The sequence below is a fragment of the Providencia sp. genome (assembly GCF_040396775.1).
In the GTDB taxonomy this organism is placed as follows: Bacteria; Pseudomonadota; Gammaproteobacteria; order Enterobacterales; family Enterobacteriaceae; genus Providencia.
Map to the genome: position 1 here is coordinate 367,945 of NZ_JBEBNT010000001.1, position 25,046 is coordinate 392,990.

At 39.7% G+C, this 25,046-nt stretch carries 29 protein-coding genes; 17 read left to right on the plus strand and 12 right to left on the minus strand.

The features are described 5' to 3' along the window. Nucleotides 1-98: 98 nt before the first annotated feature. The 4 genes from ABWP91_RS01635 (at nt 99) to ABWP91_RS01650 (ending at nt 3,921) form a co-directional block, all read left to right on the plus strand. Complete coding sequence (locus tag ABWP91_RS01635) at nt 99-641, plus strand: GNAT family N-acetyltransferase (RefSeq protein WP_353241714.1); 543 nt, start codon at nt 99-101, stop codon at nt 639-641. 168 nt (nt 642-809) lie between these two features. Further along, nucleotides 810-2,237, plus strand: coding sequence for a Na+/H+ antiporter NhaC family protein (locus tag ABWP91_RS01640; RefSeq protein ID WP_353241715.1), 1,428 nt, complete (start codon nt 810-812; stop codon nt 2,235-2,237). A gap of 16 nt (nt 2,238-2,253) precedes the next feature. Further along, nucleotides 2,254-3,240: a D-cysteine desulfhydrase gene (locus ABWP91_RS01645; RefSeq protein ID WP_353241716.1), complete on the plus strand. Its 987-nt coding sequence runs from the start codon at nt 2,254-2,256 to the stop codon at nt 3,238-3,240. Nucleotides 3,241-3,399: 159 nt separating this feature from the next. Beyond that, a complete protein-coding gene (locus ABWP91_RS01650; RefSeq protein WP_353241717.1) occupies nt 3,400-3,921 on the plus strand; it encodes a GNAT family N-acetyltransferase in 522 nt (173 codons plus the stop codon). 42 nt (nt 3,922-3,963) lie between these two features. Here ABWP91_RS01650 and ABWP91_RS01655 read toward each other — a convergent pair whose 3' ends face one another. Continuing rightward, on the minus strand, nt 3,964-4,878 hold the full coding sequence (locus ABWP91_RS01655; RefSeq protein WP_353241718.1) for a DMT family transporter: 915 nt from the start codon (nt 4,876-4,878) through the stop codon (nt 3,964-3,966). 97 nt (nt 4,879-4,975) lie between these two features. On the opposite strand from ABWP91_RS01655, the gene ABWP91_RS01660 reads away from it, so the two are divergent. Beyond that, a complete protein-coding gene (locus tag ABWP91_RS01660) occupies nt 4,976-5,842 on the plus strand; it encodes a LysR family transcriptional regulator (protein ID WP_353241719.1) in 867 nt (288 codons plus the stop codon). Here the strand turns inward: ABWP91_RS01660 and yqfB are convergent. Continuing rightward, nucleotides 5,839-6,159, minus strand: a complete 321-nt coding sequence (gene yqfB, locus ABWP91_RS01665; protein ID WP_353241720.1) for a N(4)-acetylcytidine aminohydrolase — start codon at nt 6,157-6,159, stop codon at nt 5,839-5,841. The genes ABWP91_RS01660 and yqfB overlap by 4 nt on opposite strands. Nucleotides 6,160-6,334: 175 nt before the next feature. Between yqfB and ABWP91_RS01670 the strand changes: the two genes are divergently transcribed. Continuing rightward, nucleotides 6,335-7,117, plus strand: a complete 783-nt coding sequence (locus ABWP91_RS01670; RefSeq protein WP_353241721.1) for a GNAT family N-acetyltransferase — start codon at nt 6,335-6,337, stop codon at nt 7,115-7,117. A 38-nt stretch (nt 7,118-7,155) separates the two neighbouring features. Here the strand turns inward: ABWP91_RS01670 and ABWP91_RS01675 are convergent, their stop codons facing one another. From ABWP91_RS01675 to ABWP91_RS01685, 3 genes are all read right to left on the minus strand, one after another. After that, nucleotides 7,156-7,752 carry a LysE family translocator gene (locus tag ABWP91_RS01675; RefSeq protein WP_353241722.1) on the minus strand — a complete coding sequence of 199 codons (597 nt, stop codon included), beginning with the start codon at nt 7,750-7,752 and terminating at the stop codon, nt 7,156-7,158. A gap of 25 nt (nt 7,753-7,777) precedes the next feature. Next, nucleotides 7,778-8,701, minus strand: a complete 924-nt coding sequence (locus ABWP91_RS01680) for an alpha/beta hydrolase (protein ID WP_353241723.1) — start codon at nt 8,699-8,701, stop codon at nt 7,778-7,780. Nucleotides 8,702-8,778: 77 nt separating this feature from the next. Beyond that, nucleotides 8,779-9,552 (minus strand): DeoR/GlpR family DNA-binding transcription regulator, encoded by a 774-nt coding sequence (locus tag ABWP91_RS01685; RefSeq protein ID WP_353241724.1) that lies wholly within the window; start codon nt 9,550-9,552, stop codon nt 8,779-8,781. A gap of 87 nt (nt 9,553-9,639) precedes the next feature. Here ABWP91_RS01685 and ABWP91_RS01690 point away from each other — a divergent pair, with 87 nt between their 5' ends. Both ABWP91_RS01690 and ABWP91_RS01695 read left to right on the plus strand, forming a co-directional pair. Beyond that, entirely contained in the window at nt 9,640-10,440 is an 801-nt protein-coding gene (locus ABWP91_RS01690; RefSeq protein ID WP_353241725.1) for an inositol monophosphatase family protein, read from the plus strand. A gap of 28 nt (nt 10,441-10,468) precedes the next feature. Further along, nucleotides 10,469-11,629 (plus strand): MFS transporter, encoded by a 1,161-nt coding sequence (locus ABWP91_RS01695; protein ID WP_353241726.1) that lies wholly within the window; start codon nt 10,469-10,471, stop codon nt 11,627-11,629. A gap of 55 nt (nt 11,630-11,684) precedes the next feature. Here the strand turns inward: ABWP91_RS01695 and ABWP91_RS01700 are convergent, their stop codons facing one another. Next, a complete protein-coding gene (locus ABWP91_RS01700; RefSeq protein WP_353241727.1) occupies nt 11,685-12,512 on the minus strand; it encodes a PhzF family phenazine biosynthesis protein in 828 nt (275 codons plus the stop codon). 133 nt (nt 12,513-12,645) lie between these two features. Between ABWP91_RS01700 and ABWP91_RS01705 the strand changes: the two genes are divergently transcribed. The 4 genes from ABWP91_RS01705 to ABWP91_RS01720 are packed head-to-tail and all read left to right on the plus strand — an operon-like array spanning nt 12,646 to nt 15,545. Further along, nucleotides 12,646-13,746 carry an NAD(P)/FAD-dependent oxidoreductase gene (locus ABWP91_RS01705; RefSeq protein ID WP_353241728.1) on the plus strand — a complete coding sequence of 367 codons (1,101 nt, stop codon included), beginning with the start codon at nt 12,646-12,648 and terminating at the stop codon, nt 13,744-13,746. A gap of 3 nt (nt 13,747-13,749) precedes the next feature. Further along, nucleotides 13,750-14,523 (plus strand): GNAT family N-acetyltransferase, encoded by a 774-nt coding sequence (locus ABWP91_RS01710; protein ID WP_353241729.1) that lies wholly within the window; start codon nt 13,750-13,752, stop codon nt 14,521-14,523. Next, nucleotides 14,507-14,980 (plus strand): GNAT family N-acetyltransferase, encoded by a 474-nt coding sequence (locus ABWP91_RS01715; protein WP_353241730.1) that lies wholly within the window; start codon nt 14,507-14,509, stop codon nt 14,978-14,980. Before ABWP91_RS01710 ends, ABWP91_RS01715 begins: the two co-directional genes overlap by 17 nt. Before the next feature lie 10 nt (nt 14,981-14,990). Beyond that, complete coding sequence (locus ABWP91_RS01720; protein WP_353241731.1) at nt 14,991-15,545, plus strand: P-loop NTPase family protein; 555 nt, start codon at nt 14,991-14,993, stop codon at nt 15,543-15,545. Nucleotides 15,546-15,613: 68 nt separating this feature from the next. On the opposite strand, the gene ddlA is transcribed toward ABWP91_RS01720, so the two are convergent. Both ddlA and ABWP91_RS01730 read right to left on the minus strand, forming a co-directional pair. Further along, entirely contained in the window at nt 15,614-16,717 is a 1,104-nt protein-coding gene (gene ddlA, locus ABWP91_RS01725; protein WP_353241732.1) for a D-alanine--D-alanine ligase, read from the minus strand. Between the two features lie 134 nt (nt 16,718-16,851). Further along, a complete protein-coding gene (locus tag ABWP91_RS01730; RefSeq protein WP_353241733.1) occupies nt 16,852-17,721 on the minus strand; it encodes a LysR family transcriptional regulator in 870 nt (289 codons plus the stop codon). A gap of 147 nt (nt 17,722-17,868) precedes the next feature. Here ABWP91_RS01730 and ABWP91_RS01735 point away from each other — a divergent pair, with 147 nt between their 5' ends. Beyond that, nucleotides 17,869-18,483 (plus strand): LysE family translocator, encoded by a 615-nt coding sequence (locus ABWP91_RS01735; protein WP_353241734.1) that lies wholly within the window; start codon nt 17,869-17,871, stop codon nt 18,481-18,483. Here ABWP91_RS01735 and ABWP91_RS01740 read toward each other — a convergent pair. The 3 genes from ABWP91_RS01740 to ABWP91_RS01750 form a co-directional block, all read right to left on the minus strand. Next, a complete protein-coding gene (locus ABWP91_RS01740; RefSeq protein ID WP_353241735.1) occupies nt 18,480-18,956 on the minus strand; it encodes an NUDIX hydrolase in 477 nt (158 codons plus the stop codon). The two genes, ABWP91_RS01735 and ABWP91_RS01740, sit on opposite strands and share 4 nt — an antisense overlap. Before the next feature lie 23 nt (nt 18,957-18,979). Then, nucleotides 18,980-19,366 carry a cytidine deaminase family protein gene (locus ABWP91_RS01745; RefSeq protein ID WP_353241736.1) on the minus strand — a complete coding sequence of 129 codons (387 nt, stop codon included), beginning with the start codon at nt 19,364-19,366 and terminating at the stop codon, nt 18,980-18,982. A gap of 76 nt (nt 19,367-19,442) precedes the next feature. Then, nucleotides 19,443-20,783, minus strand: a complete 1,341-nt coding sequence (locus ABWP91_RS01750) for an aminotransferase-like domain-containing protein (RefSeq protein ID WP_353241737.1) — start codon at nt 20,781-20,783, stop codon at nt 19,443-19,445. A gap of 94 nt (nt 20,784-20,877) precedes the next feature. Between ABWP91_RS01750 and ABWP91_RS01755 the strand changes: the two genes are divergently transcribed. The 3 genes from ABWP91_RS01755 (at nt 20,878) to ABWP91_RS01765 (ending at nt 22,948) form a co-directional block, all read left to right on the plus strand. Beyond that, entirely contained in the window at nt 20,878-21,762 is an 885-nt protein-coding gene (locus ABWP91_RS01755) for a DMT family transporter (RefSeq protein ID WP_353241738.1), read from the plus strand. A gap of 92 nt (nt 21,763-21,854) precedes the next feature. Then, on the plus strand, nt 21,855-22,484 hold the full coding sequence (locus ABWP91_RS01760) for a GrpB family protein (protein ID WP_353241739.1): 630 nt from the start codon (nt 21,855-21,857) through the stop codon (nt 22,482-22,484). 5 nt (nt 22,485-22,489) lie between these two features. Continuing rightward, entirely contained in the window at nt 22,490-22,948 is a 459-nt protein-coding gene (locus ABWP91_RS01765; RefSeq protein WP_353241740.1) for a GNAT family N-acetyltransferase, read from the plus strand. Nucleotides 22,949-23,031: 83 nt separating this feature from the next. Here the strand turns inward: ABWP91_RS01765 and leuE are convergent, their stop codons facing one another. After that, nucleotides 23,032-23,673, minus strand: a complete 642-nt coding sequence (gene leuE / locus ABWP91_RS01770) for a leucine efflux protein LeuE (RefSeq protein WP_353241741.1) — start codon at nt 23,671-23,673, stop codon at nt 23,032-23,034. A 503-nt stretch (nt 23,674-24,176) separates the two neighbouring features. On the opposite strand from leuE, the gene ABWP91_RS01775 reads away from it, so the two are divergent. After that, nucleotides 24,177-24,998 (plus strand): AraC family transcriptional regulator, encoded by an 822-nt coding sequence (locus ABWP91_RS01775; protein ID WP_353241742.1) that lies wholly within the window; start codon nt 24,177-24,179, stop codon nt 24,996-24,998. The last annotated feature ends 48 nt before the right edge of the window (nt 24,999-25,046 follow it).

Consider the following 25,046-nt stretch of genomic DNA (forward strand, 5'->3'; position numbering starts at 1 on the left):
TCATAAGTACCTAAAACAGACAATTTACGCTCTTAAATATTACTCATTAATACCTAAAATACACGTATTAATTACTTCCATCATTGAGAGGAAAACAGATGGTACTTTATACAGAACGACTAATTTTACGCCCTTGGCAAGAAACAGATGCTGAAGATTTATATTTTTATGCGAAAGACGAAAGAATTGGCCCGATTGCTGGCTGGCCGGTTCACCAAAGCGTTGAAGAAAGCCGTACGATTATTAAAGAAATATTCATGCGTGACGAAATTTATGCTGTTACGTTAAAAGAAGACAACCGTGCAATTGGTTTAATCGGTTTATCGTTGAGTCATGAAAGTAATTTTCCAATTGGTGATAATGATGCTGAAGTCAGCTATTGGATAGGTGTACCGTTTTGGGGTAAGGGATTAATACCCGAATCTATTAAAGAGATTATTCGCCATGGGTTTGTAGACCTAAAATTAAATAATTTATGGTGTGGCTATTTTCAAGGCAATCAACAATCAAAAATTGCACAAGAAAAATGTGGTTTTAAATATTACAAAACATTGGAGCCCCAATTTTTTGAGTTAATTAACGAAACAAAAACTGAAGAAATCAGCAGACTCACAAAACAAGAATGGCTTTCATTGCAGTAATTATCAAAAAAAACAAGGCCATCTCATTGATGGCCTTATCCTTTTTATTGTCACAATACATTTCTAAGCGCACAAACATATTCTACCATTTACCAATTAATGCTATGATTTTTCGATAATTATAAAGTCAAAAAATCAAAATTTTATATAGGATTAACAGGTAAACACATGCACGACTATGGTATTTGGACAATAATCACCCCTATTGTGACGATTATATTGGCAATACTCACCCGCCAAGTAATGCTTTCCCTCATGTTAGGAATACTTGTAGGTTTTACAGTTATTAATGATCACAATGTTCTTTTAGGTGTTAAAGGCACCGTTGATGGCATTATTAATACGTTCTCATCCGCAGGAAATACTCGCACCATTGTTTTTATGGTGATGATTGGCGGAATTATGCGGTTAGTTGTTGTAACTGGAGGGGTTCGAGCTCTCGTTCAATTACTGACCAACAAAACGCGATTAATCAAAAATCGCACAGCAACGCAACTACTGGCTATCGTTATTACCTCTCTCATATTTATTGAAAGTTCTATTAACCAATTAGTTGCGGGTGCTTCTACCAAAAATTTAGCGCGTCAATATGGCGTCGCACCTGAAAAAATGTCCTATTTAATTCAAACAGCATGTGTTTCGGTTTGTTCTTCCGCTATTATTAATGGCTGGGGAGCCGTCATCATGGGATTAATCGGCGTACAAATATCCCAAGGGCTAATTACGGGTGAGCCTTTTGATATTTTAATTACCTCTATTGGTTACAATCTGATGGCTTGGTTATCCCTTGGTACTATTTTATTTTACATCTTCACTAATTTTTCATGGGGGCCAATGAAAAAAGCGGAAGACAAATATCAACAAGCGTTTATTGCTGGAAATATTTCCAAATCAAACACTCAAAACAATGAAGAAGAGATTATCGACCATCCAAATGCACATTCTTCATTAAACTTCTTTATTCCTATTTTATCTACCGTTCTAATGGTTCCTGTTGCACTCTATATCACCGGCGATGGTGATTTCAGTAAAGGCAGTGGCTCAACCTCTGTTTACTGGGGCGTTATGTTCGGTACTGCTGTGTCATTTTGTTGGTTTATTGGTCGACGTCTATTGAATATCGATAGCTTTTTTAAAGAATTATTTATCGGTTATGCCAATATGCTAAAAATAAGCTCTATTATGATTTTAGCATTTTTAATGGGCGATGTTTCTGCTGAGCTTAATACAGGTGCTTATATTGCTGAAGTCACTCAAGGTGTTATGGCTCCTGGTTTTTCCATTGGTTTTATCTTTATTATTAGCGCCATTATGTCTTTAGCAACGGGTACGTCTTGGGGAACGTTTGCAATTATGATCCCAATTGGTGTGCAACTCGGTATATCGGTAGGAATGCCTGTAGAGTATATGATTGGTGCTGCAATATCGGGATCAATATTCGGTGATATGACCTCACCAATATCTGCCGATGCGATTGTGGCCTCAATGGCAACCGATTGTGAGCATATTGAACATATTCGCACGCAAATGCCTTATGCACTCGTAACAGCCAGTGTGGTACTTGCTATTTACCTATATCTTGGTTTTACCTATTAATAAGAAGAGAGTTTAGATGTCAATTAAACAAACATTACGCCAATTCGAAAAAGTTGATTTATTAAAAACCTCAACACCACTTCACCGGCTTAATAATTTGTCAAAAAAATTTGGCCGTGAAATTTATATTAAGCGCGATGACATGACACCTCTTGCAATGGGTGGGAATAAGTTGCGTAAGCTTGAATTTCTCATGGCTGATGCACTCGCAAAAAATGCAAAAATTATTGTTACAGCTGGCGCAATCCAGTCAAACCATGTTAGGCAAACCGCAGCCGTTGCTGCTATGTATGGTTTAGAATGTGTCGCCTTATTAGAAAATCCAATCCAAAGCAATGACACAAATTTTCTGAATAATGGTAATAAATTATTGACGGATTTATTTGGTGCACGCTGTGTTATGTGTGATGAGTTAACTGACCCACAAACCCAAATGGAAGCACTGATTGAATCACTGTCACTGCGTGATGCCTATATTGTACCTATGGGGGGCTCAAACGCTTTAGGCGCATTGGGTTATATTCAATGCGCTGTAGAAATTGCTGAGCAGAAGCCAAAACACATTGAATTTGATAAAATTATTGTTGCTTCTGGTAGTGCGGGCACTCATGCAGGTCTTGCCATTGGGTTGCAAGAATTGTTACCGCAAAGCCAGCTCATTGGTGTAACCGTCTCACGAAAACAACAAGACCAAGCCCCTAAAGTTGAAAAATTACAAAATGAATTAGCCCAATTATTAACATTACACCAAGTGCCTGATGTCATATTATGGGATAACTTTTTTGCGCCTATGTATGGTATGCCTAACCAACAAGCCCTCGCAGCCATAAAACTTCTTGCTCAACAGGAAGGTGTTTTACTGGACCCAGTTTATACTGGAAAAGCAATGGCTGCCTTAATCGACTATTTAGATAACTCTGTCGAAAAAACACCAGTGCTATTTGTTCATACTGGCGGCGCACAAGCCTTATTTGCCTATTCAGATATTAGCCAAACAATCTAATCAATCCAGTTTATTCTCTATAAAGGGCATTTTTGCCCTTTTCTTTTACTGACAATCTTCATTATATTCGTTGTATCAAAAATGCTCTGACCGGCACTTTTTATGATATGGATATCAATCCACCGAATCGATACATTGACACAAAGAGGAGATAACAAAATGACGTCGATACCAATCACACTCAAATTAGCCCGTGAGCAAGATGCATTAACGCTTTATGAAATTGGCATGCAGAGCTATATGCACCATTTCGCCGCACACTGGAATAATAAAGATGAGTTATTTGAATACCTAAATCAAGAATATAGTACAGACAAAATCGTCCATGATATTAGTCAGCCAAACATAGAGTGGTATGTTATTGAATCAGATTTCCCTATAGGGTTAGTGAAACTGACGCACCAAGAAAAAATACCCGATACTCAAATGATAGGAACGCAATTAAATAAGCTCTATTTTTTACCCGCAGCAACAGGAAAAGGCTATGGTAAGTTAACCTTTAAACCTATTGAAGACATCGCCATAAATAAAAGCTCAGATATACTCTGGTTGGATGTCCTCACCAGCAATTCGCGAGCTATCCAGTTGTATCAATCTAATGGGTTAAAAATCCTCAAAGAAATCTTATTTAAAACCGAGTCACAACAAACCCTTGAATACATTATGTACAAAACCCTTTAGATTGGATTATAAAATAACACATCACTACACACTATTTTGCTGTTACTGTTTCTTATTCGTTATCATGATCCCTAGGATAATGAGTACTCCCCCCAAAATGATCATTGAGCTCATTTTTTCATTCAGAAAAAGCGTTCCAACAATAACAGCACTTAACGGATTAAGTGCAATGAATGCTCCTGCCCCCGCAGCCCCAAGCTGTGAAACACCTTGGTAATACCAAACATAAGCAATAGCCGATCCTAATATACCTAAATAACTTAAACTGATTAAGTCACCCGCAGATAATAAAGACAGTGCTCCAAAATTCATTTCTTGTGTATAAACAGAAGTGAGGATTAATAATACAGTGCCAAACAAAACTGCATACGTCACCGTGTGCAATGCACCTATTTCTTGGATCACATTTTTACCTGCGACTGTATATATCCCCCAGCTAATTACACAGCCTAGAATGGCCAAATCCCCTTTATTTATCACAAAGTCATCTGTATTTGGTGCTTTATCTGATAACAAAATGACCGCACCTATAACACACAAACTTATCCCAATACCTTTTTTGATTGAAATTCTCTCTTTCCATAAAATAAATGAAATTAAAGCAATCATCGCAGGGTTGATAGCAACTAATAAAGCTGCACGTGACGCGGGTATGATTTGTAAACCATAGAAAAATAAAATTTGATAAATAAATACTCCACTTGCCCCCAGTACAATAATTTGGCAAAACTGCTTCACTGAAATACGCCTCCAGCCAATGCGACCAAAAAATAGCACTAAAATTAATGAGAGGCTGGCAAAAAGAAAACGTAATGTAGCCGACAATAAAGGGGAGATTTCAGGTTGAATAACCCTTCCCGCAATAAATGTTCCCCCCCAAATAACGGAAACAAGTACCATTTGAATGACAATAATATTCAGAGGTCGTTTTTTGGTTATTGTTACAGTGTTTTGCATTTTGTTTTCTCAGTGATAAAGATAAAAGTCTTGTTAATTCCCATCTCACTGATAAGCTAAGGCTAATTCAATATCATATGCTAATGAGCTTTCACTCATGACACTAACGCAACTCGAAGTCTTTACCACTGTGGCCGAACTAAGAAGTTTTACATTGGCGGCGATGAAATTAAATATTTCCCAGTCTGCAGTTTCTCACGCAATAAAATCGCTAGAAAAAGACCTCAATGTCATGTTATTTACTCGTGAACAAAATCAAACAACCTTAACTGAAATAGGCAGAACATTGTTGTTGCGCTCACACCATATGTTGAATATCCAAGAATCTATGAAACAAGAAGCTCTGGCATCGAATGGCTTAAAAGCGGGGATTTTAAGAATAGGTTCTTTTGGCCCTGGTTCATCATTAAATTTGTTGCCACCACTGTTAGCGCAGTTTCGCCAAAAATATCCGTTGATTAATATTATGGTTGATGAGGGCGATGACGAAACGGTTACTCAATGGTTACAGGAAAAACGTATTGATATCGGTGTGGTTGTGTTACCTGATGAACGGTTTGATACCTTTAAAGTGAAAGATGACCAAATGGTGGCAATACTTCCTCTGGACCATCCATTGGCAAATCAGCCAAGTATTTCATTGAAAGAATTATGTGAATACCCTTTTAATTTAACGCAGGCTGGATCAGGTAAATTAGTGTTAGATTTATTCCATGCACAAAAGCTGACACCCAAAATACAATTTAAAACACGGCAGTTACTGAGCACATTTGCTTTAGTCGCTCGAGGCGATGCTGTTTCAATTGTCGCGCAACTTGCTATTCCTGATTACATTCAAGATATTGTGGTCAAACCGCTAAATCCCCCGGTTAAAAGAAATATCGCCTTTGCCGTTAATGATGTAAGTCAGCTGTCACCTGCAACAAAGGCATTTATTCAAATTGCTAAAAAAACGTATTGTTAATTTACTAACCGATAGGTAATCACGTATAAAGATTGCTCCGTTGGGTAAATTTCTTTGATTAATTTTTTCAAGGTATCTAACGTCATTGCCTCTTGTTCTGCGTGATACTCAGAAATATCATCATAGAAAATAGGCGCCACAGAAAGTATTTCAATTTCGGTGTAATATTTTCCTGTTTCAAGGGCATAGACCTTAACAGTTGTACCCGGCACGTAATGGCTTTCGCTTTTATCACGAATAGTAATCACTTTTTTTCCTGACACCACTAATGGCAGTAACCGCTCAAAAAACGTAATCGTATCTGGTGCATCGTTCATAATTTGTCCCTAGTTTTGTTAAAACGTCTATTTATAAACACATTTTCTTATAACGTCGCCAAAATGCAACCAAATGGTTGTTTTCGTGCTGTTATTTAGCTCTATTCTATTGTTGTTGCAAAGTCTTCTATACAATTAAACTTGTATATGATTAAAACCAAATTGGATATCAATAATGAATAATAACGAAGCCCTATTTTATCAACAAGAAGACCATTTTTGGTCTGCTATTTGTTCAGAGGTTTTAAAGGTGAGTGAAAATACTATCGCCTATTTTTCTGAACTCAACTTACCTATCTTCAATTTTATTTATCTTCATCAAGGGGCTAGTCTTAGCGAATTTGAACACGCTGAAAGTGCATTTAAACAGCAATCTAAACCTTATGTGTTAGTTGTTCATCAACACGAACTAAGCCAATTTGAACACGAAATCGAGAAACGCGGTTTAATTGCTGACGGTGAATCAACAGCCATGATCTTACCTACCTCAGCGCTATCTTTATTTAAAGAACCATTGTCACTTGAGGTTGGCTATCAAATTAAACAATGTGATAAACAATTGAATGATTGGGCGCAACCATTGATTAGCGCATTTCCTGTAGATTCAGATGATGAGGAAGACGACAACACTGTTATTAATGAATATATTCGTTACCATCAAAGAGCTTTGGATAAACACGTTAATATGATGCATTTTGTCTTATTTGCTGATGAACAACCTGTATCGACCTTAACCTTAACAATAAATAATAAAACTGCACGGCTAGATGATATTGGCACTGATATTCGCTTTCAGGGAAAAGGATTTGCGACAAAACTTATCAAATACGCATTAGCCATTTGCAACCAGCAAGGCATTGAACAGTGCGTATTAGAAGCATCATCTGATGGGCTTTCAATCTACAAAAAAATGGGGTTTGAACCTATTTTTAGCTACTTTAGCTTTATTGCTGAATAAATATTTAGCGTGTACCTGAGCCATAAGGTACACGTTATTTAAAATAAGTAAGGCACAAGTATAATTATCAGCAGCAATACGCCACCACCAATATTAATATATTTTCTCAGCGTGTTAACTTGAATTGATGAGGAAAAAAAGATAAGACTTCCACATGATAATACCAGCCAAGCCGCCATCATTAACACATGAATACTGGATAAGATAAGAAAACTCATTAAAGAAGGATCATTACCGACAAAGTTAGAGACCACCACTAAATATAAAACAATAGCCTTAGGGTTAAGCAGATTAGCTAAATAAGCATCTCTAACCGTAACCGTTCTCATCGTGTTATTTGCCGTACTTTTCCCCGCTTTTATCCCTGTATTGATTAATGAGATAGACAAATAGACTAAATATAACGTTCCTAAAATACCGATTGAACGCATTACCCATGGGTAAGAGGCAAGGATTTTAGTCAAGCCAATGCCAACTAATAAACCATGAGTCATTATCCCTAACCCTGTCCCAATAATTGGAATAAGTAGCCCTTTCATTCCTTGTGTTAACGTACTATTCAGTGCGATTGCAAAGCTTGCTCCTGGAGAAACAATGATTGGAAGCAATGTCACCATAAAACCCAGTATATCCACAGGCACAAACCTTATATTCAGTTATCTATTTTAATTCCACTTTGCTGTACCAATTTTGAATGTCTTTCACAATCATCTCTGTGTGCATTTTTCCTTGATTATCCTTAAAAAAATGGTCAAGGTTTTCATATTTTTTAAAACTCACTGATGGGTTATTCGTTTTGCTCATCATTTTTTCTGTGCTGTAAGCATCGACATTTGTATCTGCCATCGTTTGAATAACCAAATGTGGCGTTTTAATTTCCTGCACTAATTTCAAGTTATCAATTGTCAGCATTTCATACCACCAGCGTGGCCCGTGACCGCTGACAAACTGGTCATCATTTAATTGTTTTTGTTTCGCAGCTTGTGCAAATTGGTTAAAGCCCTCTAATGAATTAGCGACTTCGTCCTTTGGGGTATTATTTTTGATACTATAAAGCACATCATCAATAAAATATTGTCCCCCCACATTCAGCGCAATAGATGCAGAAATAAAATCACCTTTGGCCGCAATTAAATGGGTAACTAATGCCCCTTCACTGCCGCCTAATAAGACAATATGTTGGTAATCTTTTTTGAGTTGTTTTAAAACCGCAGCGTAGTTATCAGCACGCTCAATTGGGGAATCTTGCGACATATACGCCACAGGGCATTCTTCCTCTGACGCTTCTTCGCCGTCTGCACCAACTTCGCTATTTAGCCCTGTTTTTTCAACCAACAAAATATCGTTATTAGGAAAAACAGCCCCAAAGTTTTTCACCATATTGGGATTATTTGCCACGCTTTTGCAATCTGAGCCCTGTAATAAGACCAGCAAATCCTGCGATTTTTTGTCATCTTTTTGAATGACATAATAATCAATTTCTTTACCCTCATTGAGCAGAGTTTGTTTTTTATATGGGGCAGACTCAGCGAGTACACCAAATGAACATAAAGAAATTAAAAGCGCGGTCAGTTTAATAGTCATAGGGAAACCATAGGTTGTTTTTATTCGCCATTGTATTAAACAAAGAGATTAAGTTGGTGCTTATAATGCTTCATTGGCTAGCTGGCCATCACTATTTTTAGCGAAGTATCTGCAAATAGCTCAACAATATCTGAGTTCAAGTTTTTATCCATCACCAAAATAGATATTTGATCGCAGCTTGCAATTGTGTATCGGGCAACACCCGGTAACTTATCTGCGGTAACGCCCATTATGACCTGGTTACTGCGCTCGATAAGCACTTTTTTAAACTCGGCTTCCTCATAATCAAAGATAGTCACGCCCATTTGCGGATCTAAAGCGCAGCCACCAATAAAACATTGGTCAAAATGAATATGATTAATTTGGTTAACCGCAGAGGTATCAATACTGGCACCAATTTCACGATTTAACTTTCCACCAATTAGAATCACTTCACAAAGAGGCCTCTTCATTGATTCAATTGCAATGGAAGGGGAATTCGTCACCACCGTAAACGCAATATGAGCGGGTAAATTGCGGGCAATTTCTAAGTTCGTCGAACCTGTATCTATAAATACACACGCACCTTGTTTAATTAATAAACTACAGGCCTGTGCGATTTTATTTTTTTCAGCTTGATTTTGCTCGACTCTTTGCTCGAACGAGCCAAGCTCATCTAGCATACTCACCGCCCCACCATGAACTCGACGGCAGACGCCCTCTTGTGCTAATTCATTCAGATCCCTGCGAATTGTATGTTCAGAAACCTGCATATCACGGGCAAGAATGGTGCAAACCACTCGCCCTTGCTCGCGTAACAATTGGCGAATTTTATTTTGTCTTTGCTCTGGAAAAGCGGCATAATCGAGCATATAGTACCTCATAATTATTTTTAAATGATCATAATCGAGCACGAAATTATGTCAATACCCTCTATATAACGTAATAAGGAAGAAGATATGAACAACTTACCGCTACCTGACAGCTTCTTTTTACATGAACTCGCAAATATTGCGGGGAAAATCTCTCTCGATTATTACCGCACCAATGAGCTCAGTGTGGTTGAAAACAAGCCAAAGGATAATTATCGTTTTGACCCTGTCACACAAGCAGACAAGTTGGCTGAACAAGCAATGCGCGAACACATCACCCAAACCTATCCAAACCACTCAATTATGGGTGAGGAATATGGCATCACAGGGGAAGGCGATATTCAATGGGTGCTCGACCCCATAGATGGTACTCGCCCTTTTCTCTGCGGTATCCCTCTTTGGGCTAACTTAATCGGTCTAACGGAGCATGGAAAAGCGGTGATGGGTATAATGAGTCAACCTTTTATTGGGGAACGCTTTTGGGCAGATAAACATGGCAGTTGGACGAGTAGTCCACATGGGCATTCTCGTTTAGCTACTCGTAAAAACGTTAAACTAGAACACGCGATTTTACATACTACGTCTCCAGAACCTATATTAGCTCGGCCTGATATTCACTTTAAGGCACTAGATGAACGTGTTTTAATGACCCGCTATGGAGGGGAATGTTATGGAATGGCTATGCTCGCGGCAGGAAGAATTGATATTTGTGTCGAATTCGCACTGGAACCTTATGATATTGTTCCATTAATCCCTATTATAGAGCAAGCAGGTGGAATGGTCACCACACTTGAAGAAAAGCGCGCAGAATCTGGTGGAGCTGTCGTCGCAACGGGTTGCCCAATCCTTCATGAGCGCGTTCTGGCTATCTTAAATTCAGGTAGTTAATTTATCATTTAAAAAAGTATTATAAAAAATGCAATCTACTCAACAACTCAATGCGAATGTTCACTTAGCGCCTGCAAAAAGGGAGCAAGTTTCCACGCGCATTATCTTTTTTATTGCCGGTTTTGTTACCGCTGCTTGGGCTGCCATCGTTCCCTATGTCAAAGTCAATACTGGGGCGAATGATGCAACTCTTGGTATGTTACTACTTTGCTTTGGTGGTGGTGCGCTTGTTGCCATGCCAGTAACAGGTGCATTAGCCGCCAAGTATGGTTGTCGCCGCTTGATGGTTATTGCAACCATTGGTTTTTGTTTACTTTTTCCTGTTTTATCGTCACTTTCTAGCATCAGTTTTTTGGTGGCAGGCTTATTGTTGTTCGGTATTTTTATTGGCCTGACTGACTGTGCAATGAATGTACAAGCCGTGATTGTAGAAAAATCCTCGGACAAGCCCATTATGTCAGGCTTTCATGGGTTCTACAGTGTGGGGGGAATTGCCGGTGCTGGCACCATGAGCTTAGTTCTGCTGTTAGGAGTATCAGCCACTTTAGCCTCTATCTTTGTTTCAGTGATTGCGTTAGTTTTATTAGCTATCTGCTATAACGGCTTAATTACTTATGCAAACGCCCCAACAGGCCCACTTATTGCCATTCCCAAAGGGATTGTTTTGGTGATTGGTATTGTCTGTTTTGCGGTGTTCCTAGCAGAAGGTGCCGTGCTGGATTGGGGGGCTGTATTCTTAATCGAGCACCACGGTCTCAAAGAAACTCTGGGTGGTCTTGGCTTTGCGGCTTTTGCGACAACGATGACTATTGGCCGATTATTAGGCGATAAAATTGTGATGCGAGTAGGCTCCGCTCGCGTGGTCTTTTTAGGGGCGTTACTGGCTTGCCTTGGTTTTGTAATCGCAGTTCTCTCTCCTTACCTAACCCTTGCCATTGTTGGTTTCGCGTTAGTGGGTGCGGGTTCATCGAATATCGTTCCAGTGATGTTTTCTGCGGTTGGTAAGCAAAACACAATGCCAGAAGCCTTGGCTGTGCCTGCAATTTCAACATTGGGTTACTTAGGGATCTTAGCGGGACCTGCGGTCATTGGCTTTGTGGCTTTCCAATTAACGTTAGCGACTGCACTTTTAATGATTTCTGTATTATTAGTGTTTATTGCATTCGTTACCCGTTTTATTCGCGTTTAATTTAATCAACATCATAAGGTTGCATTTTATTAGCAACCTTATGATTATCGAATAACTAGAGTTCGATAGTCCCACTAATGCAGTTGATCACATCTCCCGCAATCCAAATGCCCTCATCATCCGCACTCACATACACTCGCCCTTCGCCATACACACACTGCCCTTGGCCAACAATGTATTGCTTGGGCAATTTTCCTTGTGGGATCAACCACTGTGCCGCACCTGCGTTAAAGCTCCCTGTAACGGGGTCTTCCACTGCACTTGTACCACAAAACACCCTTACCTCAAGCTGCTTATCTTTACCATCGGGGTAGATTGCACACAGGCCAATATCATAACCCTTCAGCTGAAAATAATCGGGTTTAATACTCAATAATTTATCGACCGATTTAAGCTGGATCCCCATCCAATCAGGGCCATTAGCGACCCAATTACTGTCAACAACATCATCCTCGGTGATCCCCAACCCTTTAAATACCTTTATTTTATCACTTTGCTCAATTTCGCCACTACGAATAAGAGGTGGTGCCTTAAATGCCAATCGGTCATTTACCTTTTTAATCGCAATTAACCCTGCTTTGCATTCTTGAACTATCGATGTTTTCTGCTGCTGGCCGTAAGTTTGTTGCCACACAAAGCAGCTTCCCAATGTTGGGTGTCCAGCAAAAGGTAACTCGCCTTCTACCGTAAAAATTCTCACACGGTAGTCTGCCTCTGGCGTTGTGGGCTGCAATAGAAAAACGGTTTCGCTTAAATTCGTCCATTTTGCGAATTTATTCATTTGTGCATCTGTCAGGTTATCTGCGCCAACGACAACTGCCAGTGGATTACCATCCAATTTTGTTGCTGAAAAAACATTCACTTGTTCAAAAATATACTTCATTTTTCCCCCTAAATTCGTGATTTTATCTATTCGTTATAGGAATAATAATGCTCTAATTAATAATGCTGGTGTATATAAATGTCATAACACATTAAGATAGCCATGGTAATTGATACTCTGACACAGGTAACCCATGGATTCGACAACTAAAAACACAATTATTATCGTGGGCGCAGGCTTTGTTGGCACCACCCTAGCGTGGTATTTATCCAAGCGGACAAATCAACGCATTATTTTATTAGACAAAAACCATGCAGGCCAAGGTGTTACCCAACACGCGTTTGCTTGGCTAAACGTATCTTATGGCCGCCCTGATGCCTATAGCCAGCTTCGTAAGCAAGCACTCGCCGAATGGCGTTCGCTTGACGAGCACACTCAGGGACAGCTAAATATTCAATGGTCTGGTGCAATTAGTTGGCAAGATAGCGAAGCAGCGACAGCATCATTTATTGATGACCATCAGAAAAGTAATTTTAATGTCAAGGCGTTAGATAAAGATGCATTACAGGAAATGGAGCCGAATTTGCGTACACTCCCAGCCCTTGCTGCTTTTTGCCCTGACGAAGGGAGTATAAATCCTGTTTATGGCACGCAAACGCTGCTGAAACTGGCTATTGAGCAAGGCGTTACCTATTTACCCGAGCACGAGGTGCTCTCTCTTGTTCAAGAAGGTCACCGCATTCTTGGTGTCATTACCCATCACAGCACATTTTTAGCCGATCAAACGGTGATAACCGCGGGTGTTGATACCACCGCACTTATCGGTTCAGTGGGTGTCGAACTTCCCGTTAGCGCTTCACCATCCATTATTGTGCACATCAATTCGCCAGGCACAGAACAACCGGTACAGCGGATCATATCAACTCCAGAAATGGAGCTACGTCCTGTTTCTGCAAGTAAAATACTGTGTGCTGAAGATTACATTAGTGATAAGCCGGAACACAGTGCAGACTGTATCGCACAAAACGCCCTGACAGTTATCAAAAATTCATTTATAGGTAGTGGTGCGTTAAATCTTGAAAAAGCTTTCATCGGAATGAGACCTATGCCTAAAGATGAGATGCCAATTGTCGGAAAAGTTGCTGATTTCGAAGGTTTATATATTATCAGTATGCACGCTGCGATTACGCTAGCACCGTTGATATGCCAATTGGCTCAAGATGAAATTTTGCATGGAATAGAACAAGCTGCACTTGGCCCATATCGATTAACTCGTTTTGCATCAGGTAACTGACAAATGAATATTCCGTTGTACTATTTAAGACATTATCAATCGATTGAAAAAACGTTTTGGACATCTATTTGCGAACATAGTATCCAGATTGCACAACACACAATTTGTTATTTAACGCCACTTAACTCACCCGCGTTTAACTTCATCTATTTGCAGCCAGACTCCACCAGTCACGCATTTATGCAGGCCCACAACCTGTTTGTTTCACAGAAGAAGAATCACACTTTAGTGATCCCTGAAGAAATGCTCCCTCAGGTGGTTAATGAAGCCGAATCATTAGGGTACAAGCGTGACAGTGTCACAACCGCCATGGCATTAACCTTAGCGAAGCAAAATGAAGTAGAACTACCTGATAACCAAGTAGATATTGTATTAGCTAACCACGATTTGTCGTTGTGGGCAAAGCCACTGGTTTCTGCATTTTACCTTTCAGAAGAGCATGATCAGGTTATTCAGGAATATGTGCGCTATCATGAAGATGCACTGCAAGAAGGTGCTCCGCAATTTCACCTTGTGTTACTCGTTAATGGTGAACCTGCAACCTCCATGACAGTTACGATTGAAGGATCCCTTGCACGCTTTGATGATATTGGTACTGAACCTCGCCACCAAGGTAATGGCTACGCTTCACAACTCATTGATTATGCGCTAGCATTTTGCCGCCAACAAGGCGTAGAGCACTGCTTCCTCGATGCGTCTGAAGCTGGGTTTGATTTGTACAAAAAATTTGGTTTTGAGCCCCTATTCCGCTATATCAATTATGTCTGGTGTAAATAATCTACGTCACTGGCGTTATTTGCACGATGTCCCTGAATTGGAACCATTAATTGCACAATGGTTCCAACAGGAGTGGCCTTCTCACTATGGCAGTGCAGGTAATGGCGATGTTTGGCAAGATATCGCTGCATACCGCCATCGTGAAGGGGTCGGTATGGGGGTCGTCGCCTTTGAAAACAATAAACCCTGTGGCTTTATTGCGCTAAAAAGTGAGCACTTTTTACCAGATAACTTCGTATTTCCATGGGTTGGAGCCGCTTTTGTCGTTCCTGAAAAACGCAATCAAGGCCTCGGGCAATATTTATTTGAACAGCTTGAATTGATTATTGATAAACAGCAATACCCCCATATTTTCTGTGCGACTGCCGTGGCGGATAACTTACTCATCCGCTGTGGATGGCAACTATCGCTACCATTAAGTCAACCTTCTCTGCGTATTTATCACAAATATATCTAACACTTACTATATGAAAATTAATATTATTGGCACCAGCGGCAGTGGCAAAAGCACCCTCTGTCGGCGACTTGCATTACTGTTAAACGTGCCAGCTATTGAGTTGGATAGTCTATATTGGTTAGCAAATTGGCAAGGTTCCACTGATGATGCGCTTAACCAAAAACTCAACACCGCATTAACTGACGCTGCGTCTGGGTGGGTGCTTGATGGCAACTATACGCGAACACAACCCATCAAATGGAAAGAGGTCGATATGGTTATTTGGGTAGATTACTCATTGCCTCGAACCCTGTACCAATCCATTTCACGCACAATATCTCGCATTCGTTCAGGGCAAGAATTATGGGAAAATACGGGTAATAAAGAAAGCTGTAAAAATTCCTTTTTCAGTCGTAATTCGATCATTTTGTGGTTACTGAAGACCTACTACCCAAATAAGGAAAGAAACCTAAAACATATGACAAATATTAATTTACGCCATATTCAATTCGTTCGGCTTACATCACCAAAGGAAATGCGTTTGTTTTTACGACAGATGGAAGCGCAAATTGCGGCTAAAGGATAGGTTTATTTATGGTGGTGAGAGCTAATCTCAGTAGCCATAAAGGCTACCGAGATACAACGACTTAGAAACTAAATCTCATCGCATGCTGTTTTTAACATGGCAGTTTGTTGGTATTTTTCAATCCCTAATTCAATTAAGCGGCTGATTAACTGTTGGTATGTCATACCGCCTTGTTGCCATAATTTTGGATACATACTGATGTTCGTAAAGCCAGGCAATGTATTGATTTCATTAATAACCACATCATCATTTTCTGTTAAAAAGACATCAACACGGGACATACCGCTACAATTTAGTGCACGGTATGCAGATAATGCAATTTCACGAATTTTATCGCTGATCGCTTCGTCTAACTGTGCAGGTGCCACGACAGAAGCACCATTTTCATCAATATACTTGGTGTGATATGCATAAAAGCTATCGTGCAAAACGATTTCACCACAAGGGCTGGCAAGCGGTTCGTCATTACCCAATACCGCACATTCAATCTCACGCCCTTTTACTGCACTTTCAATGAGGACTTTAGTATCGAATAAGAAAGCAAAATCCAATGCAGCTTCAAATTCTGATTCGTTACTCACTTTACTGATCCCAACGGACGAGCCTTGGTTAGCCGGTTTAATAAACAGAGGTAAGCCTAACTTCTCTACTGTTGCTTCATATTCCGTTGTTTCACGTTGATTTTTGAGTACGGTAATAAATGGGGCAATATTTAAGCCTGCATCTCTGAGTAATCGTTTAGTTACGTCTTTATCCATACAGGCAGACGAACCTAATACTCCCGGCCCTACAAACGGTAAATTCGCCATGCGCAATAAACCTTGTAATGAGCCATCCTCACCTAAGTTACCGTGAACAATAGGGAAAATAACATCAATTTGTGGCAATGGTTTTGCATCTTCTAGGGAGATAAATTGTTCGTGGGTTCTTCCCGGAACAAGTGCAATACTACGTTTGGGTGTATTGAGTGCAATGCGGGATGGGTCGTCCCCATGTATCAGAAAATCGGCTTCATTATATTCGTGCCATTGACCTTCTTTATTGATACCTAAAAGGCATACATCAAACTTATGCCTATCGAGGCCATTAATAATATTTTTAGCTGATTGCAGAGAAACTTCATGCTCTGTCGATTTTCCACCAAAAATTACACCTACCCGTACTTTGCTCATTATCTGCTCCAACGTAAGACATCATACCTAGCAGAGAAATATAGCACGCACGGGGAAAGTTATGTCATAAAATCTTTATATTACAGTGAAGTTCGCTGTATTAATGAACAATCATTAGATTTTTGATGAAAACCCTATCTGTTATTAATGTAATCAATACTGATATTGATTTGCTCAATCAGCCAATCTGCAAAAATTGCCGCTGCACGATGCGTTTCGAGAGGCTTTGGCGAAAGTAAATAATACGCTGAACCATCAGGAATAAAGCCACCCGAGGACTGAAGCTGCCCAGATTGAATTTCATCAATGACCATAAGAAATGATGCGAGAGCAGTACCTTGCCCCGCCAATGCCGCTTGAATACATAAATAGAAGTGTTCATAAGTCACATATTTGCAGCCTGTTAAATCCACTCCACTTTTCTGCTGCCATGTTTTCCATGCATTACGCCGTGATGCGCTTACCAATAGTGGTAGCATCATCGAACTACCTGAACGCAATGATACTGCCCCCATTTGCTCTGAACATACCTTCATGGCATGTATTTGCCCGCCCCATGAAAAATCATTACGCCTTAATGCGAGATCAACATGTGTCTTCGCAAAATCGATGGCGCCACCAGCCGCAATAAGATGAACCGTAATGTGGGGGTGCCGTTGATAAAAGTCAGTTAAACGCGGAATTAACCACTTCATAGCAATCGTTGGCTCACAAGACAAGCTCACCACATCGGGTGTGGCGTTTGTTTTTATCTGCTCAACCACTGCACTTAACTGCTCAAACATCCCACGGGTCGTCTGTAGAAGCAGTTGGCCTTCAGGTGTTAAGAAAACGGCACGATTTCGCCGTTCAAACAATTCCACGCCAAGGTGCTCTTCCAATAGGCGAATTTGGCGGCTGATTGCACTGTGCGTGACGCTCAATGCTTGTGCGGCTTTAACAAAGCTGCCAGCTTTAGCCGCGGTATCAAAGAAGCGTAAAGTCGATAACGGTGGTAGTTTCATATAGGTAACGAAAAGTAACAGATTTAAGTCAGAATAAATCGCTTTTTAACTTTATTCAATCTATTGATAATAAAAACATTAAATGGTTAAGAATAATCATAACCATAGCCATTACTGTCAGTTTTTATAACTCTTTAGGATACTTAAATGAATGAAATTCTTGCGGTAGCAACGATTACAATCCTTGCCGTAATTAGCCCAGGACCTGACTTTGCAATGGTGACTCGGCAAAGCTACACCTATGGCATAAAAACAGGGTTATTATGTGCTTTAGGCATTGCCATTGGTGTCCAAGTGCATGTGTTTTATACCATTTTTGGTATTACGCTAATTATTATGAGCTCAAGTACATTATTTCTAGCGGTTAAGTTAATGGGGGTTTTTTATTTGGTTTATATCGGTGTTAACTCATTCACCAATAAAACAAAAATAGCTATTAATAGCACCACCACACAGCTAATATCCAATTTCAGTGCATTTAAAACAGGTTTTTTGACCAATGCCCTAAACCCCAAAACCATGTTTTTTGTTGTTTCTGTTTATAGCCAAGTTATTCAAGCAGGAAATCCGACTTGGCTCAACCTTGGCTATGGGGTGTTTATTTCATTCGTGCACTTAATTTGGTTTAGCTTAATCGCGCTATTTTTCGCCTCTCCTTCAATACGCAATAAGGTACTGAGTTATCAAGCCGTAATGGATAAAACCATCGGTGCCTTGTTAGTCTTACTAGGCATTTCTTTACTTTTTTTCAATATAAATTAAGCCTCATTAAACAACTGATAATATTCATTTGCCATTTGTGCCAATTCAATCACATCTTTCGGAATATTTAAGTTAGTTAGCTGTTGAAAAGGCACCCAACTAAATGGTGAAAAAGGTGGCTGTTCTGGTGAGGTTAACTCACACAAATACACCATATCAATATGCCAATGGTCACCTTTTTTCTTATCCGCAATGAACTCTTTGAGGATAGCCATGGGCAATGGTAATGATTGAGTATAAGATGAATTGGCAACTAAGGTCTTAAAGGGGTAACCACAGCTAAGAATTTTGCAAGGTAACCCAGTTTCTTCTAGTACTTCACGGTATAACGCATCTTGGGGTTCTTCATTTTCTTCAATATGCCCACCCGGTGGTAACCAGAAACCCAGTTTGGGATGTTCATGGAGCAGAAACTCACCTTTTTCATTACGGATCATTGCGGTAGCCGTAAAGTGTTTTATCTCATGACTCATACAATAGTCGCTCTTTTTAGTATTTAACAACGCGATGTTTTCCAATCATATGGCATCAGTTCAGCAAGCGTCACTTGGGTATTCTCATCGACACCGACTATCGTCTTTTTATTTTTATCTGACAACTGGCTCAATAGCTCACGACAACGCCCACAAGGCGGTACAATGCAACCCGATGCATCAACAGCGACAATCGCCTTGATGACTGAACGCCCTTCTTTTAGCATGTCAGCAACCGCTGCATGCTCTGCACAAAACCCCAGCGAGCATGCGGAATCGATACTCACACCGCTATAAATTTTGCCGTCATCAGTTTCTAACGCCGCAGCAACATGCCCACTTTCTATGTATCCATTAAATGTCGCTGGCTTTGCATATTGCTTCGCAATATCGACGAGATGTTTTAACATAATTGCCCTCTCTTCATGCTAATTGAATACCTTAATTAAACGCTAACATAATAGAAAGTATTAATTTTTTTGTGCTCTATTCTAAATCTACCATATACAGTATTACTGATTTAATCGTGTCTAAGGCAGCGGCTAGTTCGTCGTAAGTCACTGTACTTACAGCAACACGTATTGCTTGGGGAACGGCTATTGATGTGGAATAGGATCCCGCGCTACTTACTGCAATGTTGTGTTTGCTGAGCTGACTAATAACTGATTCAGAGCGTAAGCGTTCGGGCAATGGCACCCAAATAAAATAGCTATTAGGATGCGCAATATAGGGGAAATTACCAAATACTTGCTGGACAATTTTTTGTCTATTTTTCGCATCTTGCCGCTTATCACGTTCAATTTTTGCCACTTCACCTTTCACCAGCCAATCACAAAGAATAGCCGTCGTTAAAGCAGGTGTATTCCATGTAGTAATACGAATTATTTTTTCTATATTCTGAATGTATTGCTCTGGTGCTAATACAATTCCCATACGTAACCCTGTTGCCACATTTTTAGAAAACCCCGCAATATAAAAGGTTCTTTCTGGTGCCATCATGGCTAATGGCGTTACCACAGGGCGGTGTAAAAATGCATACGAACCATCTTCAATCAATAAAAAATTATGTTTTTTGGCTATAGTTACCAGCATTTTTCGCGATGATAATGGCATGACCCAGCCTAACGGATTATGCAGGGTTGGCATGGTATAATACGCACGAATTTTTCGATTCTGGCAAAGCAAGTCTAACGCGTTTAGATCTGGCCCGTCATTTAATGCTGGAATAGCCACTAGATCAATGTGATACAGTTTGGCTAATGCTTTAAACCCTGGGTAGGTTAAGGCATCTACAGCCACAATATCGCCCGGACTAAACATACCTAAAACAATCGTAGCTAAACCATGCTGCGCACCACTCACAAAAGTGATAGTTTCCGGGGATACATTACTAAACCCTTGTTGCATTAAATAGTTAGCTGCTATTACCCGCTCATGGTGCCTACCTGTATGCTGCTGATAATAAAGAATTCCCTCTAAATCGCCCCCAACTGCCAACTCCCTTAATGATTCTCGCAGTAATTTTGTTTGTTCCTTGGCGATAGGATAGCTGAAGTTTAAATCTAACATTTCAGGTACAACATCATTTTGAATGCTTAATGTGGGTAATAATTGGATGTCCCGAACAAACGTCCCTCGACCTGTTTCTCCACTCACTAAACCTTTATCAATTAATTCTCGGTAAACCCGAGATGCAGTGGCTAAGGAAATCCCCTCTTGCTTAGCAAAGGTTCTATGTGGCTCTAAGCGGCTACCAGGTTTTAGCTCACCACTGATTATTTTTTCAGCAATTTTATCAACGTACTTTTGGTAACGCGGTTGTGACATGAAATTGTACCTATGACAATTTTTTGATTGTCATGATTATCTACATTAATTTTCCCTTACTCAAGACGCTTATTCATCTACTTTAGGGAAAATCATGGAACAAATAATTACAACACAGCCCAATACAACACGAGGGTACGTCAATGGCCTTATTGGTGTTGTCATCTTTAGCGGTTCATTGCCTGCCACAAAAATTGCCATTGAAGGGTTTTCACCGGATTTTTTAACCGCTGCTCGTGCCGCAATTGCGGGTATTCTTTCGCTAATTATTTTTATTTTTCTACGCCAAAGGATACCGAATAAAACACATTTTATCCCTTTGGTCATTGTCGCCATCGGCGGAGTGATTGGTTTTCCACTCCTTTCTGCTATTGCTTTACAATATGTCAGTTCCGCGCATTCCATTGTATTCATAGGATTGCTTCCCCTTGCAACTGCATTTTTTGCTGTTTTACGTGCTCGCGAGCGGCCTCGCAAACTGTTTTGGTTATTTTCTGTAATAGGAAGTTTATTTGTAATCGGCTTCGCATTGTTTCAAGGTGGGAAAAGTACGCTTGTCGGCGATTTGTATATGATAGCCGCGATACTCCTGTGTGGACTTGGTTATGCTGAAGGTGCTGTTTTATCAAAAAAATTAGGTAGTTGGCAGGTTATTTGCTGGGCTTTGGTGATTTCATTACCCATTATGTTAGTACTATGCGCGTTCTTATGGCCTGACAACCTCACAAACGTACCAACAAAAGCATTGTTAGGCTTAGTGTATGTATCGTTCTTTAGTATGTTAATCGGGTTCTTTTTTTGGTATCGAGGGCTCGCTGAAGGCGGTATTGCAGGTGTAGGCCAATTGCAGCTATTACAACCATTTATTGCTTTGCTCCTTTCTGCTTGGTTGCTTAATGAAACCGTTAATGCCTTTATGATTGCATCGACGTGTGGTGTTATTTTTTGTGTCGCTGCCTCAAAAAAATTCGCCTGCTAGAATTGAATCACATGGCAGGCACACAAAGCGCGATCGCGATAGAAAATTACTTTATTATTTATCCCCACGAATAAATTAAATAGGAGCGAACTATGCCCTCTTCTTTAGCGGATTATAAACTGCAAATCATGCACTTTTGTGAGGGTGACCCAAATGAAAACCCATGGGTGAAAGGAAAACCAGCACCTAGCCAAATTCAGGTTGTGCCTTATGACCCGCAATGGGTTGTGCTTTATCAACAGCAACAAAAAAATATCTGTGCAGCCCTACAGGAAAAAGCGCTGAAAGTTGCTCACGTAGGCTCAACAGCTGTTCCTGGCTTAGCGGCTAAGCCCGTTATTGATATTGACCTGATTGTGGCAAATCCTGTAGATGAAGATAGCTATGTGCCAACACTCGAGAAACTTGGATTTAATCTAATAATAAGAGAGCCATCTTGGTACCAGCATCGAATGTTACAATCACAAAATCCACAGGTAAATCTGCATATTTTTATGCCTGATTGCCCTGAGCACTTACGCCATTTACTGTTTCGTAATTGGCTAATTGAGCATCCTGGAGATCGGGAAAGATATATCAGTGCCAAATTAGCAGCCTTGGTCGATGCCAACTATGTCAAAGACTATAACGATAATAAAAATGCTGTGATTAGAGATATTTATCATCAAATTTTCACGCAATTAGATACACTTCTACCCGATTTACTTTTACGCGAGAGCTAAAAAATATGCATTTTGTAATTGTGACTGAGCAGGATACTCAATTAATCGAACAAATTGGCTATGCATTGAACCAAGAGTGGGCTGATTTAACACCATGGGCCAACATAGCACTGATAAAACAAAGATTACTCGAACGAAGCATGGCCGAGAAGCCGCAAATTCTATCTTGCTTTGTTAATCATGATGGCCAGTTACTGGCAACCGCCAGCACAATTCTCCATGAGCTTCCTGATGTTCAACAAGCGACTTGGTGGTTGGGGGAAGTCTTAACGGTACCATCTGCTCGAGGGAAAAAGATAGGCAGCCAGCTTATAGAAGTGCTTTATCAGCACTATCGCCAATTCACAAACGAAAGCCTTTACCTATACACTCCTGATATGCAGGCTCTTTATCGAAAAATGGGATGGCAAGACGTAGAGTCGCGCGAAATAAATGATGAGCTAGTGACAGTGATGAAGCGTTAAAATAGTATTATCGATTAAGCATTGATATAGATAAAAAATAACCAGCAATTCACTGGCTATTTTTTATTTTAGCTCTTTATCTTTTAGGCGGTTAACGCTAGTTTAGCCCCAAACATTAAGAATACCGCGCCAATGCAGCTATTGGAGAATTTTGACAGTTTCTTGTTGTGTTTTACCATGTTTGTCACGGCCACTGCGCCGAAAATCAACAATGATAAATAAATCATGCTGCACGTTTCTAAAATCACACCAAGAATAAAGAACGGCACGCCTGCGTTTGGATATGCAGGGTCTATAAACTGTATAAAAAATGACACATAGAAAATGATCATTTTAGGGTTTAGAAGACTCAAAAAAACCGCTTTTTTATAAGTCCCTTTCGTCTCTAAAATAATACTATCAACATCATGCGCACCTTCTTTTTTGTGCAACACGCTATACAGCGTTTTTATTCCTAAATAAAATAAATAAGCCGCGCCTGCGTATTTAATCACACTAAAAAAGATTGGTGATGTTTTGACTAATGAAGCTACACCAAGAAAGGACAGGAAAATCAGTATTGCATCCCCTGTAAACACCCCTAATGCGGCTTTATAACCATTTTTTACACCATATTTTGCACTGCTAGTTAAAACAAATAAAGAATTAGGGCCTGGTACCAGTGTAATAAAAATCACACCAATAAGATAAGTCCATAAGTTTGTAATACCGAGATTTTCAAGCATAGGAAACCCGCTAACTCAATAAAAGTTATAACAAAAAATTCACATTAATTCCTGATAGTGATTATGATACAGGTTTTATTTTTTTATAAAAGATATCACTATATAATACATCGATATATAGATTTACATTCCAATACTTTAAGTATAATTGGTGAATTTAAATTGTTTCTGACTTTTGATCTAGAGTTATAATCCAATCGAAGCCATTAAGTTAGAAGCAAGCTAAAAACACCATTCCCAACAGAGTTATATTCCGATAAAAACACAAAGAAAAGCATAAAATGGAGGTTTTTACTTAAAAATGTTGATAGTGATTTGATTCTCATTTCGCGTTATAACATAAGAGCTTATTAGTGCCCCAAATAGGGTAACAAACAACAATAATAGTTTAGCTTAGATATTTTTTAGCGATTGTAATGAATATATTAAACTCACAATTAATTAACAAACTTTAGATAATTAAAATAAAAGTACTTTATATTTAATCAGTTTTTAGGGATCTCATGGAAAGCGCTAACTACTTTCATTTGCAAGAGCTCAATGGCCTTGAAATGATCAATGCTCGATATCACCAACAAAAATTTTCTCGCCATAGCCATGAAGGTTTCTGTATTGGCGTTATTGAAGATGGTGCTCAGCAATTCTTTCGTACAGGTGAAAACCATTACGCACCAAAAGGCGATATCATTTTGGTCAATGCCGATGAAATACACACGGGTTCGTCTGCAATGGAAAATGGTTGGTCATATCAGGCAATCTACCCTACCCCTGACATGTTTTCTCTGCTCACCACCGATTTAAAAATTGAAAATCAAGGGCTAGTGCCTTGGTTCCCTTGTGCGGTCGTACAAGATACGGGGCTGGCTACTCAGTTACGGTTACTTTTCAGCTTGTTATTGCAACCTGGAAACCTACTGTTTAAAGAAACCTTACTGCTTTCTACGTTAAGTTGGTTAACGCTACGCTATAACCAGACTAAAACCGAGTTAACTAAAATTACCCCTGCAAAACAACGTATAGAACAAATTTGCGAATTGATGATAAACACCTGTGAGCAAGAACATTCTTTAGCTGAATTAGCCCAAATAGCGGGCTTCAGTCAATGGCACTTTCTAAGGCAATTTAAGCTGCAAACAGGCACAACACCCCACGTTTTTTTGGTTCAAGCGCGTCTGCATAAAGCCAAAAAACTGTTATTAGCGGGAGACTCCCCTGCTGATGTGTCAAATTTATGTGGCTTTTCTGATCAAAGCCATTTTACACGCCACTTTAAACAATCATTAGGCGTCACACCAGGTAATTTTGTGCGTCATCTAATTACTTAAAAAGAGCAATTTTATTCTATCTGCGGCCAATTCATATCCTTAATATGA